Origin of the sequence: Raoultibacter massiliensis, from assembly GCF_900199545.1 — a bacterium.
GTDB classification, from domain to species: domain Bacteria; phylum Actinomycetota; class Coriobacteriia; order Coriobacteriales; family Eggerthellaceae; genus Raoultibacter; species Raoultibacter massiliensis.
In genome coordinates, this window is sequence record NZ_LT962671.1 from 1269217 (window position 1) to 1285199 (window position 15983).

The following is a 15983-nucleotide window of genomic DNA, read 5'->3' on the forward strand; positions in this document are numbered from 1 at the left end:
TATGCCGCCCGCTCGCAAGCATGCAAAGCACGCAGCTTCGATAAGCAGTTGTTTTGGCTTTGGGCTTTCAGAACCTCGCATCTGAGCGAGTAAAGCGATTCGGACGCCGCCCGAACAGGAATACCCAAGAATAACCTACCGATGATCAGGTGCTTACCTGATCATCATACGAGTATACTCCCGCATCGTCGCACAGAATCCGACGGAACCGCCTCGATAGAATATCCTCACATGCGCATCATAGCGTATACTCTTGCCCACGCGCACCGATTCGCGCGCATCGCGCGCCTCGTTCGCAAGACCCCGCACGTACCGACTTCGAAGGAGAACGATGGAGCATCGGGACTCGCCCCCTCCCGGCAACACCCCGCCCCGGACGGCCTTTGAGGACATCCCTTCCCAGCGGGAAACCCTGTTTCGCAACGTGCTCGCCTACCAGCCCGTCAACGAGCAGGAAGCGGCCGACAAACAGGTAATCCTCAACTGTCTCAAAACCCAGCCCGACTGCTTCGACCGCTCGGCGCTCGCACATATGGCGTGCTCGATCTGGACGGTCGATCCCGCAAAAACCAAAACCCTCATGGTGTACCACAACATCTACGACTCATGGTCGTGGATCGGCGGGCACGCCGACGGGCAATGCGATCTCGCCGCAGTCGCGCTGCGCGAGCTTGAAGAGGAAACGGGCATATCCGATGCGCGGCTCGCCCCGTGCGGCATCTATTCGCTCGAAGTGCTGACGGTTGACGGGCACGTCAAACGCGGCGAATACGTCGGTTCGCATCTGCACCTTAACGTAACCTACCTCGCCATCGCCTCGCCCAGCGAACCGCTTCGCATCAAACCCGACGAAAACAGCGGAGTCAAATGGGTGGCGCTTGACGAGGTTGTCGGCATATCGACCGAACCCTGGATCGCCGAGCGCATTTACCGCAAGCTCATAGACAAGCTGCCTTCGATCGACCTGAGCACAGGTTAAGGTTCCCTTAATACCTGTGGGCACTGTGCGCTTTATGGCCGCCGACGGGACGGCGAAGAGAAGGCCCAGCGATGTCCTGTGATATCATTCGGGGCAATCACGTCAATCGAACCGAGTACGCGATCGCGCAAGGAGATACGATGAGCGAGCAGAACCCCGACGGCGCAAGCCCGTCGCCCGACAGCAACGAACCGATGGATCCGAACGGCCAGCCAATGCCCCAATCGGACCAGGCCGTACACCAGCAGCCAGCTCCGCAAGGGCAGGCCATGCCACAGGGCTATACTCAGCAGATCCCCCAACCGCCGACGTCTCAGTACGGCGCGCCGTCCAGCCCTTACGGGCAGCCCTATCAGCAGCAGCCTTACTACAACCAGCAACCTTACGGGCAGCCCTATCAGCCGCCTCAACAGCCCCCGTACGGCGCTACGGGATACCAGCCGCCTCAACAGCCCCCCTATCCGCCCTATGGCATGCAGGGACAGGAGCCGCCGAAGAAAAAAGTGTGGCCTTGGGTCTTGGTCGGTTGCATCCTCATAGGATTGCTCGGGTTGGGCGGATGCGTCGGATGCGTCGCCTGCACGGCGGTTATGGCCGATTCCAACCGATCGAGCAGCTATTACGATCCGTACGACTACGGCTACGACTACGACTACAACTACGGCTACGACGATGGTTACGATTTCGACTTCGATAGCGACGACTACTCGTCGCTCTTCACGTACAGCTATTCCGACATCATGGCCAGCAAAGACAGCTACGACAACACGATCGAAGGCGGAATGATCTCGAACGGCATCTACGAAGTCGGCGTCGACATCGAACCGGGGCGCTATTTCATGGAAGGCGACCCAACCGTCGAATCCCAATACATCGTATACGAAGCCGCTGATTCTTCGAGCAAGGAATACGACCTCACCGAATCGGTGGTCTATTTCGGCAACTACTACGCCGATCTCGAAAAGGGGGATATCATCGTTTTCTCTCCCGTGTCGGATCAACGCATGATGGCGGTCGCCGATGCCGAGTTCTCCCCCGCCGCGCCGTACGGAAGCGGGCTGTACCTGGTCGGTACCGACATTCCGGCAGGTACCTATACCGTGAAGTACGAAGACGCTTCGGCCGTAAATGCGTCCATGGAAGCCGCCGCCTTCCTCATGAAAGACCTCGAATGGGACGACGACAGCATCACCGACCGATACTATGCGGCGAAGGGCGGAAGCCACACCATCACCGTCGCCGATGGGCAGTGGATCGAAGCGTACGGGGTCACGCTCACGCCCGTCGATGCGTCTTAGGATGGAGGCGAACATGCCAGAGCCTTCAGCTCCTATGGTATGCGACGGGGCGCCGATCGAGGAAGTTCGCGCTTTCTTCGCCGACGACCGATTCGCAACCCAGGCGTGCAGAGCCGAGATAATCGAAGCGCGTAAAGGCCATGCCGTCTGCGAATGCCCTCTCGAACCCATCCACCGCAACGCCATGGGCGGCGTTATGGGCGGTGCCATTTTCACGCTCGCCGATTTCGCCCTCGCCGTCGCATCGAACGTCGGCGAATCCCCCACGGTCTCGGTAAGCAACTCGATCGAGTTCATATCGACGGTGAAAGGAAGCAGGCTCATCGCAACCTGCGAGGCGGACAAATCGGGGCGCTCTTTAGGATTCTACACCGTTACTGTGGAAGACGACCTCGGCAGATGCATCGCAAAGATGACGGCCACCTGCTACCGCTGACAACGCTCTTTTCGACAATCGCTTCTCAAGCATACCGGCAAACGGAAAAGCGCGGATCCCGACTACCGATCGGGGTCCGCGCTTTTTTAAATTCCGCTACCCGGTAATCATTCGGCATTCTGTCTTGATTATTCTATAGTTCTATAATAATATAAATATAGAATATTTGCGGGGGAGAGAGAAAGGGATGTTCGAATCGAAGCCGCAATGTTCTCGCGCCGTCTCGGCCATCCCGCTTTATCGGGACAGCGCATACTGTGATAAGTGGAGCTTCGCAGCTCAACGAAAGGGGGATTCTATGTCGCGATACGGCATGGTAATCGACATGACGCGGTGCTCTGGGTGCCAGACCTGCGTAATCACCTGCCAGATGAACAACAACCAGAGGCCCGGCGTTGCCTGGAGCTCGGTCGATACGATCGAGTTGGGAACATGGCCCGAAGCGGATCGCTTCGCCCTTCCCCACGCGTGCATGCATTGCGAAAACGCGCCGTGCGTACACGTCTGCCCGACCGGAGCGAGCGTGCAGCGGGAAAACGGCATCGTGACCATCGACTACGACGCGTGTCTCGCGTGCGGAGCCTGCCTGATGGTCTGCCCTTACGACGCGCGCACCATAAGCTTCCGCGATGCCTGGTACTTCGATGCCGATGCGCCTGCTCCGTACGAATCGTACGGCACGCCGCATTCGGATGTCGCCGAGAAATGCATCTTCTGCGCCGATCGCGTCGAGAACGGACTTATGCCGCACTGCGTCGACGCATGCCCGAACGCCGCACGGATCTTCGGCGATATCGATGATCCGAACAGCGATGTCAGTGCCTACATCGAATCGTCAGGAGCCGAAGAGCTCCGCGGCACATCGGTGTATTATGTCAAGGGGGATCATAATATCAGCCTTCGCGAAACGCTTATGACCACCGCTTCCGACGTGCCCTCGCTCTTGCTCGACGAACCCGTCGCAACGCCGCAGGGCGAACAGCAAGGAGCCAACATGGCCGTCATCGGCGCCGCCGGCGTCGCCGTAGCGGCCGCAGCTGCGGGGATCGGGTTTGCAGCGGGTAACAGCCGCGGAAAGAAGAAAGCCCTTGCGGGCGTCGAAGGAAAGGACGGTGACTAGCATGGTCGCCCAAAGAAACTCTCGCGTTTTCGGCACGATTTCCCGACGCTCTTTCATCGGAGCGGCGGCGCTTGGAGCCGCGGCCATCACAGCAGGGGGGCTCGAGACGGCAAACCCGAAAACGGCGCATGCGGCCGATGACGGCGGCGAAACGCACTGCTACACTTCATGCCCGATGTGCAACCAATCGGTGTTCTGCGGGCTGAAAGGCACCGTCAAAGACGGCAAGCTCGTCCGCGTCGAAGGGAACGATCAGCACTCCAAGCCAAAACCCTGCCTCAAGGGGCTTACGAGCCTGCAATACCTCTACGATCCGAACCGGTTGCTCTACCCTCTCAAACGCACCAACCCGAACAAGGGCATCGGCGAAGATCCTCAGTGGGAGCGCATAAGCTGGGACGAGGCGCTTGAAACCATAGCCGCCGAATTCAACAAGGCGAAAGAGACGTACGGCGCACCCTCGGTCACCTTTCACTCGGGCGATCCGAAAGAGCACCTACCCCTGTTTCAGCGCGTGGCAGCCCTGTTCGGCACGCCGAACGTTTCATGGGGCGGCGCCCAATGCGCATTCGCGCTCGCAATGTCGGGGATTCTGTGCTACGGCACAACCGTGACCACGATGCCGAGCGCGGAAACGAATGTGCATCTCCAATGGGGTTCCAACATCGCCTGGTCGCTGTATCCGCAGCCGACCGCCTACAAGGGCATGCTCGACGCGAAGAAGGCGGGGTGCAAATACATCGTCATCGACACGCGCATGACACCGACCGCCGTGCAGCTTGCCGATATCTACATGCAGCCGCGCCCCGGTTCAGATGGAGCGCTTGCACTTGCCATGGCAAACGTGATCATAGAAGAAGATCTGTACGATCACGATTTCGTTGAGAATTGGACCGAAGGATTCGACGAGTATCGAGATTACGTAAAGGAGTTCACGCCAGAGAAAGCGGAGGAGATCACCTGGGTGCCCGCCGACCAGATACGCGAAGCCGCGCACATGTGGGCCGAAGCAGGCCAAGGCACCATGTGGGTCAGCCCTCATTCGACAACGCATCACTCCAACGGCGTTCAGAGCACACGCGCCATCACATTGCTCTTGGCACTCATGGGCTACTGGGATCGCGAAGGTTGCCGCAAAGTCACCCCGGGCGTCACGGGAACCGCCGATGCCGCATTCAGGCTCACCGACGTTTCGGGCCCCTTGCTCGACCAGCGGGCGGGAGTCGATCGCTGGCCGGTGTGGTCGGCTATGTCGACGTACTACCAGAACAACGGTCTGCTCGAATACATCAACGACGGAATCATTCACGCCGGCGTGTTCCTGGGAACGAACCTCATGAACTTTCCGCAGACCCAGTTGATCCAAGAAGCCGTATCGACGCTCGACTTCGCCGTCGCAGTCGACATGCATCTCAACCCGTGGACCCACGACTACATGGACATGGTTCTCCCGGCGGCTGTTTGCTGGGAGCGCATCGCCCCCTTCCAAGCCCAGCCGAACGGCATCATCGGCAGCCAAGCCGCCATGGAACCCGCAGGAGAGGCACGCGAGGACTGGCAGTTCCTGCTCGATTTGGGCTGTGCGCTCGGCTTCGAGGAGGAGTGCTTCCACGGCGATCTCAAAGCCGCCATGCAAGCCTACCTCGATGCCGGGGGGTCGGGAGCTACCGTCGATGATATCCAGAACGCACTGCCAGGCGTATACGAACTGCCTCTATCTGGTGAATGGGCTCCGAAGCAGTATGAGCAAAACGGCTTCGCCACCCCATCGGGAAAGATCGAATTCAAGTCGGGCATGCTTGAGAAATTCGGGTTCGACGGGCTTCCCATCTACGAAGAGCCCCACATCAGCCCCATTTCAACGCCCGACCTGACCAAGCAATACCCGCTGATCCTCACGACGGGAAACCGCGTTCCCTGGTACGTTCACAGCAAGTATCGCCACACTCCCTGGCTCAACCAATTCATGCCCGAACCCATCGTGAACATGAGCCACGAGGATGCCGAGGCACGCGGTCTGGCCGAGGGCGATGCGGTCAGGATCTACAACCAGTTCGGCGAAGTGCGGTTCAAAGTCGCCATCACCAACATGATGCATCCCGGCAACGTAGAGATCCTCCATGGATGGGAGCAGGCGAACTCCTGCCTCCTCATCGATCGGGTATTCGATCCGATTTCAGGCTTCCCCAGCTTCAAGGACGCCCTATGCGAGATCGAGAAGGCATAACGGCCCGATCGCAACGCGACTGAACCTTCGGGGTCGCGCAACCCGCACGATCCCGAAGGATTCGATCGAACGACGCAACGCCCATCCAGTCCGAGAAAGGAACATCATGAGCGCGGAACTGATTGCAACCCTCGAAGAACGAGCCGCAACCTACGGCTTGCTTGCCCGGCTCTTCAATCGGGAGATCGACGAAGATCTCCTCGAAAATCTGGGCAGCCTGCCCCTCGGCGGCGAAACACCAGCAGGCTCGCCATGCGAGGGCGCGCGCCTCATGCAGGCGTACCTCGATGCAAGCGGATCCGATGCCATTACCGAGCTCGCAGTCGATTTTGCACGGCTCTTCATCGTGAGGACGGCGCGCACAAAAAACGCGTCCTATCCCTTCGAATCCGTGTACACCTCAACCGATCGGACCATCATGGGCGATGCGCGAGACCGCGTGCTCGCAGCCTACCGAAGCGAGGGGCTCGACAAGAGCCCCTCGTGGAAGCTCGCCGAAGACCACGTTTCGCTCGAGCTCGAATTCGAGCAACTGCTCTGTTCGCGGGCAGGCACCGCACTCGCAGACGGCAACGAGGCGGAAGGGCGGCGGCTCCTCGTCAAACAGCGTGAATTCCTCGACGACCATTTGCTCGTCTGGACGCCGATGTTCGCCGAAGCCATGCAGGTCGGTGCGAAGACCGACTTCTACCGAGGACTCGGATCTTTCTTGCTTGAGTTTCTTCAAGATGACAGGAAGCATCTTGCCGAGATAGCCGACTGACCGACGGTCAACGAGCATCGGGGCAGCCATCCTGCTATGTGATAAGATGGCGGAAGCGATTGCGGCGCAAGGAGGCTGCCATGACGAGATACGGAATGGCCATCAACATGGATCAATGCATAGGCTGCCAAACATGCGTGGTATCGTGCCAGCTCAACAACGCTCTTCGACCCGGCTCGTCAAGAAACAGCATCGATCGCGTAGAGCGGGGTCGATGGCCTAACGGAGATCTCTTCTTCTTTCCCCATGCGTGCATCCACTGCGACGAGCCCCTCTGCGTAAAAGTATGCCCCACGGGAGCGAGTTCAAAGCGAACAGACGGCATCGTGGCGATCGATCACGAGCTCTGCATCGGCTGCGGCGTATGCATTACCGCCTGCGAGTTCGGAGCCCGGTCGATCGGCACGCAGGACGAATGGCACTACGGTGCGAAAGACCCCGCTCCCTACGAGGCCGAGGGAATGCAGCCCGTCAACGTAGCCGACAAGTGCACCTTCTGCTCCGACCGCATCGATGCAGGGCTTCAACCAGCGTGCGTGAGCGACTGCGTTGCAGGCATCCGGGTATTCGGCGACCTCGACGATCCGAACAGCGCCGTCAACGCATACATCAGAGAGCATCGATGCGTCTGCTCGCCCGATTCGGCGGTGTACTACGGTCGAGGCACACGGGACCTCGACGTGCGAGAGCACATAACCGAAACCTACTACCGATCGGCAAAAGCCGATCGGGAGGGCCAAAAGCCGCAGGAGGTCCGGGGGAACCTTGCCATCGTAGGCATCGCAGGAGCAGCGACGGCGGCGGCTGTTGCGGGGCTCGGCGTTTCGGCGCGGAACAGCAGGAAGAAAGGAAAGCGAAACCCAAAATCCGAGGATCGTCGGTAAAGAACCCCGATAAGCACCTCGATCATTACAGGGAAAGGCGGGATTGGTAACCGTGTTCGACAGCTCCATCGTATGGTATCTGTTTCTTGGCGGCACAGGGGCGGGCATGCTCGCCGTTCTCGCAGGTGCCGATATCCTGTTCTGGCTGGCAGGACGTCCGAGCGGGCGCGATCGGCTCGCTTGGACGTCCTGCCTCGCGAGACCGCTCTTTGCACGGGGCCTTCCGATCGCATCCCTCCTTCTCATCGTGGGAGCCTTCAGTCTTCTGATCGACCTCGGTCATCCAGAGCGGTTCTTTTACGTGATCCTCCACCCTACCGTCTCCGTCCTCACCTTCGGATCCTACGCACTGGCGGCGGCCGTCCTCTGCGCCGTCTTTCTCAGTTCGATAGCCCTGTTCAACTTGACCCGCATTGCACCGACCATCATCCGCATCGTCGAGGTCATCGCTGTGGCGCTGGGGTTTTCCATGATGGCGTATACGGGGGTATTCCTTGCGAACATCGACTTCATCCCCCTCTGGAACAATCCGTTTCTGCCCGTTCTTTTCACGTTCTCGTCGCTTTCATGCGGAATCATGTGCATGGCGTCCTGCGCGCTGTTCGAACAACCGGATAGGAGAAACGTCCTGATTGCCGCGTTTGCGAAAGCCGATGCCGCCGTAATAATCCTCGAAATCGTCAGCTTGGGCGCCTATATCGCATACGGATTGCTCGTACAGACGGAAGCGCAAGCAATCGACCGCTTGCTTGCAGGCGATACCGCCCGGCTCTTCTGGATAGGATTTGCCTGCATTGGCGCGCTTCTGCCTTTGGCTTTCGAAGCGGCTTCCACTAGAATAGGCACTACCGCATTGCCCGCCTTGGCAATCCCCCTCGTCCTCATTGGCGGCTATCTCTTGCGGTACTGCATGGTCAACGCGCCGTACGGATAAGGTTGACCGAACGATGATTACGGAAACCGATATGAAAGTGAGTACAGGGTGGCGCTTTTCGAGTTAGACGAACATAGCGGCATCCCTATCTGGATCCAGCTTCGCAATCGGCTCATGTACCTCATCGATTCGGGGCATTACAAAAACGGCGACAGGCTTCCGACGGTACGGGCGCTCGCCGCCGATCTCAACGTGAACTACCATACCGTCAACAAGGTGTACACAAGCCTCGAACACGACGGGTACATCAGCTCGAAACGCGGACGGGGAGCCTTTGTCGAGAAGATCGCAGCCGACGATGACGGAATCGATATCTCGGGAGACGTCATCCTGGCCGAAGGCATCAGACAATGCCTCGAGCTGGGTATGACGGTCGAAGATGTGAAGAAGCGATTCAGCAAAGCGTTAGAGGGATTCGAGCAGTAGCGCCCGAACCGCCCGCAAACCATCCAACCACGTGCGAACCAGGGAAGAAGCCATGAACCGTACGAAAAACCTTGCAGATCAACCAACCGAACGAACCTCGGACCGCAAAACGGCGCTCGCCGAACCGCCGAACGCATTCATACCTGCGAAGGCAACTCGCAGCGGGGCAACGCTGTTTGCGATCGTCCAAGCGACAATCGTGTTCGCGCTCATCGTCGCAGTATCCTATTTCGGCTTCGGCGCGCTCACCCTTTGGACTCTCGTCATCGCGCTCATCGTAGCCGTTGCCGCCTCCATGACGATCCACATCGCCATGGAATGGGAGCGAATCGTGATCTTCCGCTTCGGCGCGTTCAACCGCGTTGCGGGGCCGGGGCTTATTTTCATGATTCCGGTCATCGAGCAAGCGGCGTGCCGCATCGACATGAGAACGATCGCAACGACGTTCGGCGCCGAGAAAACCCTCACGTCAGACCTCGTTCCCGTCGATATCGACGCCGTGCTTTTCTGGATGGTCTGGGATGCCGAAAAGGCATGCGTGGAGGTGGAGGACTACAGCGCAGCCGTGCTCTACATAGCGCAGACCGCCATGCGCGATGCCATCGGCCGCGCAAGCGTCGCCGAGGTTGCCCTCAGCAGAGACCAGCTCGACAAAGAACTCAAAGAAGTGATCGAGCGGGAAACCGAACCCTGGGGCATCGCCATCCTCTCGGTGAAGATTCGCGATATCGTCATCCCCGAAGAGCTGCAAGACGTCATGTCGCTTGAGGCGCAAGCGGAACGGGAGAAGAACGCGCGCCTCGTCCTGGCAAGTGCCGAGCAGGACATATCGGAGATGATCTCGGCATCGAGCCAGGTATACGAAGGAAACGAGAACGCTCTCAAGATTCGAACCATGCATCTTCTCTACGAAAGCATCAAGAAATCAGGCGGCACCGTGGTGACCGTACCCTCATCCTTGAGCGACGGCATCGGCTCGCCGGCTCAGGATGCCCTGAAAAACCTCGGCGATAAGAAATAGCGCTCGGGCTTCCCGTCTGAAGGCCGAGCCATTCGCCCCCGACGGATCCGAATGGCAAGAAGCCGTGCGGATCCGTCGGAGTGTCTCGATCTCACTTCTCTTCGTTACGGGCGAAGAACCGGCTCGCATTCTCGAAGAACACCTTGTCGGCGAGCGCTTGGCCGAAGTGCTCGCCGATGAGATCGTGGAGCGCCGATACCTTGTCAGCGCTTCCGATCCAGCTCGGTACGTCGCAGCCGTCGTAGTCGCTGCCGAGAGCAAGCACGTCTTCTCCCCCGACCTCGCATATGCGATCGATGTGCCTGAGCACGTCGTCGCGCGTCGGATCGGCATGGACGTCGCTGAGGAACTGCGCGCAGTAGTTCAACCCGATGATGCCGCCCGAATCGGCGATGGCGCGAATCTGGGCGTCCTCGAGGTTTCGCTTGTGCCCGCACACGGCGCGCGCGTTGGAATGCGATGCCGCAAACGGTCGCGTAGCGATATCGCACACGTCCGAAAACCCGCGATCGTTCAGATGCGATACATCGACGACGATCTTTCGCTCCTCGAGCGCCGACACCACGCGCCTGCCGTAGGGGCTCAGGCCGTGCGCCGTGTCGTGCCCGCTGCCGATCTCGTTTTCCCCATTCCACGTGAGTGTCAGCATCTTCACCCCCGCTTCGGCGATTCGGTCGACCCGATCAAGCGATCCCCCGTCGAAGAACGCGCCTCCTTCCACCGTGAGCAGCGCGGCGGTTTTCCCGCCGTCGAGCAGATCTTCGAGCATGCGCGCATCGCAAACCTGCTGCACGCGATCGGCGTGGGCGGCCATTTGACCCTCGAAATAGGCATGAACCTGTTCGAAAAAGCGCCAGGCGGCATCGCCGCGCAGCTCGTCGGGAATGAACACAGCGAAGCACTGGCACCATCGGTACCGCGCAATCCGGTCGAGCGATATATGCGCGTCGTTGTCGGCGAGCGAGCACATGCGCTCAGGGGAGACATCGGCATCGTGCAAAGCGAACGTCGGGTATTCGGCCGATCGACGCAACGCGAGTCGGTCGAGCGTATCGCAGTGCAGATCGAACACCTGCAACCGTTTTTCCAAGTCAGTTTCTTCCTGCATCGTTTCGCCCAACCTTGCCTTCAAATCGACTTCCGCGTTCATCGCGCCTCATTTCAACCGTTCGAACCCTACCAAACACCGAAGGGCCATGCAAGCCGACCCGAACGCAAAACAGGGTCAGGGCGAACCGGGTAAAGCGCGCCCGCTCAATCGCCCCCCGCTGCGTTCCTTTCGCCCTTCGATGACGTTACAAGAAAAACCATGACGATCATCAGCGCAAACCCTATGCAATCAGCCAGCGGGAACTGCGTGCCGAGCCACGCCCATGCGAAAACGGTAGCAGAAACCGGTTCGATGGCCCCAAGCAAACTCGCCCTCACCGGGCCGATATCGGAAACGCCCTGCAGGTAGAGCGTGAACGCGGCAAACGTACCCAGCACCACGATGGCGGCAAGCGCTGCGAAACCCGCACCGTCGAGCGAAATCGAAAGCGTCCAGGGTTGCGCGAGCGCGGTAGCCACGATACCGCCCGCAAGCATGCCAAGCCCCGTCACCGCAACGGCTCCCCACTGCTCGAGCAACCGTTTCGGGTAGATGATGTAGAACGCGCAGGCGAGCCCGTTCGCAAGGCCCCATAAAAGACCGGGAAGCGGAACGGCGAGCGTCGAAGGATCGCCATGCGTCGCAATCAGGTAGGTTGCGCCGATCGCAAGCGCAAGGCCGCCAAGCTCCTTCGCCTTCGGCAGGCGCTTGGCGGCAAGGCATGAGAACAGCATGACGAACGCGATCCCCGTGCATTGAAGCACGGTTGCGGTTCCCGCATTGGTGTAATCGATCACAACGGTGTAGGTGATCTGGTTCAGAAACAAGCCCACCGCACCGAAGACCGCGACGCGCGCCAGTGTCGAACGGCTCGTCACCATGGCTTTCAGGCCTGCTCTGTTCGCTGCAAGCATGTAAACGAGAAACAACAGGCCGGCGCCCAGCATGCGCGCACTCGTAACGGCAAGCGGCGTAAAGCCGTACGCACCGGAGAGCAGAAACTGAGCGCATGCGCCGGAGAAGCCCCAAAGCGTTCCGCCCGCAAGCGTGCAGATCACGCCACGGACAAAACGCCGCCCGGAACCGGACGCAGCCACGCTCATCGATGCCCCCCTTGCGCACGAAAGACCCTGCGCGCGCAAAGCCCGAACAGCGACGCCGCGCTTGCAGAGAGCCTCGTCATGCCAGCTCCTTCAGAAAAGCGGCAATGGCGTCGAGAACGCCCTGATCCTCCTTGAGATCGAAGTAGCGCATCGGTATGGAGAACTTCTTCGATGAGGGAATGTAGCGGGCGCTGTGGCGGCGCAGTTTGGTCACCGTGTCACGGGAAAGCGCTATGGGTTCGACGGTCAGCTTGCCTCCCACAACCGATATGGTTTTGATGCCGTGCTCGTTCGCAAACGCCTTGATGCGGGCCTTGTCGAAGAAGTTCTTCGCGGCCTGAGGCATCTCGGGGCGGCGTGCGAGCGTCGCCCCGTAGAGATCGTCGACCGCATCCACCGTGTCGGCCGAAGCGATCTGACGGTACAGCAGCACGCGCTCATCGGCATCGGGGATGTACTCTTCGGGCAGGTAGGTGTGCGCGGGCACGTTGACCGAGATATCGGAGAGCGCGGGTGGAAGGGAGTCCGCCGCCTTGACGTCGCCTTCGCGCGTCGCGTTCACGGCCTGCTGCAGCATCTGCGCGAACAGATCGAAACCCACCGCGCTCATATTGCCGCTCTGCTCGGCGCCCAGCAAGCTGCCCGCACCCCTGATCTCGAGGTCGCGCATCGCGATGCGCATGCCGCTTCCCAAATCCTTATGCTCGTCGATAGCCGTAAGCCGCGCTGCGGCCTCTTCGGTAAGCGCCACGCGCTCGGGGAACATGAAGTAGGCGTACGCCTGGGTGGCGGAACGTCCCACGCGGCCCTTGAGCTGATACATCTGGGCAAGGCCGAGGCGCTGCGAATCTTCAATGATAAGCGTGTTGGTATGCGGGTTGTCGATGCCGCTTTCGATGATCGTCGTCGCAACGAGAACATCGAGTTCGCCCGCCACGAAATCCTCCATGACGCGCTCGAGCTCCTCTTTGCCCATCTGTCCGTGCGCAACGCCCACACGCGCCTCGCCCGCCGCCTCGGTCACGCGGCGAACGGCATCTTCGATCGAGCGCACGCGATTCGACACGTAGTACACCTGCCCGTTGCGCGCAAGCTCCCGGCGAATGGCGCCCGACACGACATCGGGATCCCACTCGCCCACGTGCACCTCGACCGGCCGCCGGTCATCGGGGGCCGTGAGGATCAAGCTCATATCGCGAACGCCCGAAAGCGACATCTGCATGGTGCGCGGGATAGGCGTAGCCGAAAGCGTCAGCACATCGATCGACTCGCGCAGGTTCTTGAGTTGCTCCTTGTGACCCACCCCGAAGCGCTGCTCCTCGTCGATGATGACGAGGCCGAGATCGTGCGGGTTCACATCGCGCGAAAGCAGGCGATGCGTACCCACGAGCACGTTCACGCTGCCGTCGGCAAAACCGTCGAGCGCACGCTGCTGTTCGGCAGGGGTTTTGAAGCGGGAAAGCACCTCCACCTTCACGTGATAAGGCTCGAAGCGATCCTTGAAGTTCGTATAATGCTGCTGAGCGAGGATGGTCGTCGGGCAGAGCACCATGACCTGCTTTTTATCCTGCGTCGCCTTGAATGCCGCACGCAGCGCGACTTCGGTCTTGCCGAATCCCACATCGCCGCAGATAAGCCTATCCATAGGCTTCGCCGATTGCATATCGGCCTTCACATCGGCAATCGCGGCAAGCTGATCGGGCGTCTCCTGGTAGGGGAAAGCCTCCTCCATCTCGCGCTGCCACGGCGTGTCCGCCGCATAGCGGAATCCCTGGCTCGCCGCTCGTCTTGTGTACACGTCCACCAAATCGAAGGCAAGCTGTTTGGTGGCTTTGCGCGCCTTGCCGAGCGCACGCGACCAGTCCGACGTGTTGAGGCGCGTGAGCCGAGGCGATGCGCCCTCGGGTCCCACATAGCGCGTGACGCGGTCGAGCTGCTCGACCGGAACGTAGAGCTTGTCTCCTTCGGCGTATTCAAGCAGCAGGTAATCGCGCATCGCACCGCCGACGTCCTGTCGCACCAGATCCTTGAAGAAGGCGACGCCGTGGGCGGCATGCACCACGTAATCTCCCGGCTTGTAGGGAAACGTTATCTCGGTGATATCGACGCGTTTGCTCGACCTCAGCGCCGTCGAACCCTGCGTGTCGGAAATGGAAACGAGCGCAAGCTTCGCCTTGGGTATGATCATGCCGAGCGGTATCTCCACATCGACCACGTTCACGATCCCGCGCTTGAGCGTTGCGGGCGCCTCCCCTTCCGCATCGAGAACCTCGGAGATGGGCAGGTTGTTATCCACGAACGCAAGCTTCATATCCTGCCTCGCGCGGTAGTTCGGCGCCGAGAACACCACGGTGTAGTTGCCGTCGACGAGCGTCCGCAACCGTCCGAACAGCTTTTCGGGATGCCCCGCCACCTCCACCCGCTTCACCGGCAGCTCCTCATCGACATGGCCGCCTACGCTCATGATCGATACGTAGGTGGCGCGCTGGTTCTTGCCGAAATCAAGCTCTGTAGGAGCTACGTAGAGCCCCTGAACCGGAATGCTCGACCCCTTGGCACGCCCCTCGATGTCCTCGAACGCATGGCTTGCATCGTCGAACAGCGAACGCGGCTCAAGCAGAACCGTCAGAGTATCGGAGCGCAGGTAGTCTCCAAGCGTCGAAGTGGTGGAATACAGGTACGGCAAAAGCGCATCCGATCCGTCGAAACGCGCGCCGCCCTCGAGCTTTTCGAGCATCTCGCGCAGAACGGGATTGGTTTTCGCAGGGTTCAGAAGCTTCTCCTTCGCGCGATGCGCGCCGCGCGCCGAGAGGGCGAACTCCTGGACGGGGTATATCTCGACGGAGGGAAGCTCGGCGATGGTCTGGCCCGTCGAGGGAACGATTCTCCTGATTTCGTCAAGCTCGTCACCGAAGAAATCGAGGCGCACCGGGTAGACGAGATTGCCAGGGTACACGTCGATCGCTCCCCCATGCACGCAAAAGGTTCCAGGGCCTTCGAGTTCGCCGGTATTCTGGTAGCCGCGCGCCTCAAGGCTTCGCGCAACGTCGTCGAACGACGCCATCTCGTCCGATCCGAGCGACGAAAGGTCATCGCCCTCGGAAAAGGAGAGCGGCTTCCAGGTATCGGATCCCGCGGGGGGCAGCGCCCGCAGCATCGAGCGAGCCGAAGCGACCACGATGCGGGGCTGCCCCGATGCGAGCGATCCGAGCGCCTGCATCCTTTTCGCTACCTGACGGGGATCGGGGGTTTTCGGATTGAAGGGGAAATCGGAGCGCTCGAAGAAGCGCAGCACCCGCTCCTCCCCCACATACGCCGCAAGGCTGCGCGAAAACGCATCGGCGGCATCCTCCCCCGCCACCACCACAAGCGTCGGCTGCGGTTTATGGGTGAAGCGAGCCGCGACGAGAAACGGGCGGGCTGACGAGGCTACGCCGAGCGCGCCGTCCTGCCCGCCGTCGAGTTTGTTCCAAAACGCATCGAGCGATTCGGTGCGTTCGAGGGCCTTCGTCAGTGCATCGATGAGCATATGGTTGTTTTCCTATCCCTGATTGCGAGGCCGGATCAGCCGCAACACGAAAAGCCGCTTGTGCGGCTCATGCGGTTGTTCACTCGTGAAAAACGGGCATGCAACCCGTCTTCGGCGCACCAATTGTACTACACCCGACACGCGCGCACTCGACCGGCGTTTGCGATATCATA

13 protein-coding genes are annotated in these 15983 nt (G+C 60.2%); 10 read left to right on the forward strand and 3 right to left on the reverse strand.

The window, feature by feature from the left end:
* Nucleotides 1–331 precede the first annotated feature (331 nt).
* From C1719_RS09670 to C1719_RS09715, 10 genes are all read left to right on the forward strand, one after another.
* On the forward strand, nucleotides 332–979 hold the full coding sequence (locus C1719_RS09670) for an NUDIX hydrolase (RefSeq protein WP_102374909.1): 648 nt from the start codon (nucleotides 332–334) through the stop codon (nucleotides 977–979).
* 140 nt (nucleotides 980–1119) lie between these two features.
* Nucleotides 1120–2277, forward strand: coding sequence for a hypothetical protein (locus tag C1719_RS09675; RefSeq protein ID WP_146007884.1), 1158 nt, complete (start codon nucleotides 1120–1122; stop codon nucleotides 2275–2277).
* Nucleotides 2278–2290: 13 nt separating this feature from the next.
* Nucleotides 2291–2713, forward strand: a complete 423-nt coding sequence (locus tag C1719_RS09680; protein WP_245874472.1) for a PaaI family thioesterase — start codon at nucleotides 2291–2293, stop codon at nucleotides 2711–2713.
* A gap of 298 nt (nucleotides 2714–3011) precedes the next feature.
* Nucleotides 3012–3833 carry a 4Fe-4S dicluster domain-containing protein gene (locus tag C1719_RS09685; protein WP_180963553.1) on the forward strand — a complete coding sequence of 274 codons (822 nt, stop codon included), beginning with the start codon at nucleotides 3012–3014 and terminating at the stop codon, nucleotides 3831–3833.
* Between the two features lies 1 nt (nucleotide 3834).
* Complete coding sequence (locus C1719_RS09690) at nucleotides 3835–6060, forward strand: molybdopterin-containing oxidoreductase family protein (protein WP_102374912.1); 2226 nt, start codon at nucleotides 3835–3837, stop codon at nucleotides 6058–6060.
* A gap of 106 nt (nucleotides 6061–6166) precedes the next feature.
* A complete protein-coding gene (locus C1719_RS09695) occupies nucleotides 6167–6823 on the forward strand; it encodes a TorD/DmsD family molecular chaperone (protein ID WP_180963554.1) in 657 nt (218 codons plus the stop codon).
* An 80-nt stretch (nucleotides 6824–6903) separates the two neighbouring features.
* On the forward strand, nucleotides 6904–7707 hold the full coding sequence (locus tag C1719_RS09700) for a 4Fe-4S dicluster domain-containing protein (RefSeq protein ID WP_102374914.1): 804 nt from the start codon (nucleotides 6904–6906) through the stop codon (nucleotides 7705–7707).
* Between the two features lie 52 nt (nucleotides 7708–7759).
* Nucleotides 7760–8641 carry an NrfD/PsrC family molybdoenzyme membrane anchor subunit gene (gene nrfD, locus C1719_RS09705; protein ID WP_180963555.1) on the forward strand — a complete coding sequence of 294 codons (882 nt, stop codon included), beginning with the start codon at nucleotides 7760–7762 and terminating at the stop codon, nucleotides 8639–8641.
* 48 nt (nucleotides 8642–8689) lie between these two features.
* Entirely contained in the window at nucleotides 8690–9067 is a 378-nt protein-coding gene (locus C1719_RS09710) for a GntR family transcriptional regulator (protein WP_102374916.1), read from the forward strand.
* A gap of 52 nt (nucleotides 9068–9119) precedes the next feature.
* A complete protein-coding gene (locus tag C1719_RS09715) occupies nucleotides 9120–10088 on the forward strand; it encodes a slipin family protein (protein WP_102374917.1) in 969 nt (322 codons plus the stop codon).
* 91 nt (nucleotides 10089–10179) lie between these two features.
* Here C1719_RS09715 and C1719_RS09720 read toward each other — a convergent pair whose 3' ends face one another.
* The 3 genes from C1719_RS09720 to mfd form a co-directional block, all read right to left on the reverse strand.
* Nucleotides 10180–11238 (reverse strand): dipeptidase, encoded by a 1059-nt coding sequence (locus C1719_RS09720; protein ID WP_102374918.1) that lies wholly within the window; start codon nucleotides 11236–11238, stop codon nucleotides 10180–10182.
* Nucleotides 11239–11342: 104 nt separating this feature from the next.
* A complete protein-coding gene (locus C1719_RS09725; protein ID WP_102374919.1) occupies nucleotides 11343–12281 on the reverse strand; it encodes a DMT family transporter in 939 nt (312 codons plus the stop codon).
* 76 nt (nucleotides 12282–12357) lie between these two features.
* A complete protein-coding gene (gene mfd / locus C1719_RS09730) occupies nucleotides 12358–15810 on the reverse strand; it encodes a transcription-repair coupling factor (RefSeq protein WP_102374920.1) in 3453 nt (1150 codons plus the stop codon).
* Between the last annotated feature and the right edge of the window lie 173 nt (nucleotides 15811–15983).

Excerpts from the sequence above, each read along its gene's own strand:
- C1719_RS09670 (WP_102374909.1), top strand. The coding sequence starts at position 332 with ATGGAGCATCGGGACTCGCCCCCTCCCGGCAACACCCCGCCCCGGACG.
- C1719_RS09675 (WP_146007884.1), top strand. The coding sequence starts at position 1,120 with ATGAGCGAGCAGAACCCCGACGGCGCAAGCCCGTCGCCCGACAGCAAC.
- C1719_RS09680 (WP_245874472.1), top strand. The coding sequence starts at position 2,291 with ATGCCAGAGCCTTCAGCTCCTATGGTATGCGACGGGGCGCCGATCGAG.
- C1719_RS09685 (WP_180963553.1), top strand. The coding sequence starts at position 3,012 with ATGTCGCGATACGGCATGGTAATCGACATGACGCGGTGCTCTGGGTGC.
- C1719_RS09690 (WP_102374912.1), top strand. The coding sequence starts at position 3,835 with ATGGTCGCCCAAAGAAACTCTCGCGTTTTCGGCACGATTTCCCGACGC.
- C1719_RS09695 (WP_180963554.1), top strand. The coding sequence starts at position 6,167 with ATGAGCGCGGAACTGATTGCAACCCTCGAAGAACGAGCCGCAACCTAC.
- C1719_RS09700 (WP_102374914.1), top strand. The coding sequence starts at position 6,904 with ATGACGAGATACGGAATGGCCATCAACATGGATCAATGCATAGGCTGC.
- C1719_RS09715 (WP_102374917.1), top strand. The coding sequence starts at position 9,120 with ATGAACCGTACGAAAAACCTTGCAGATCAACCAACCGAACGAACCTCG.
- C1719_RS09720 (WP_102374918.1), bottom strand. The coding sequence starts at position 11,238 with ATGAACGCGGAAGTCGATTTGAAGGCAAGGTTGGGCGAAACGATGCAG.
- C1719_RS09725 (WP_102374919.1), bottom strand. The coding sequence starts at position 12,281 with ATGAGCGTGGCTGCGTCCGGTTCCGGGCGGCGTTTTGTCCGTGGCGTG.
- mfd (WP_102374920.1), bottom strand. The coding sequence starts at position 15,810 with ATGCTCATCGATGCACTGACGAAGGCCCTCGAACGCACCGAATCGCTC.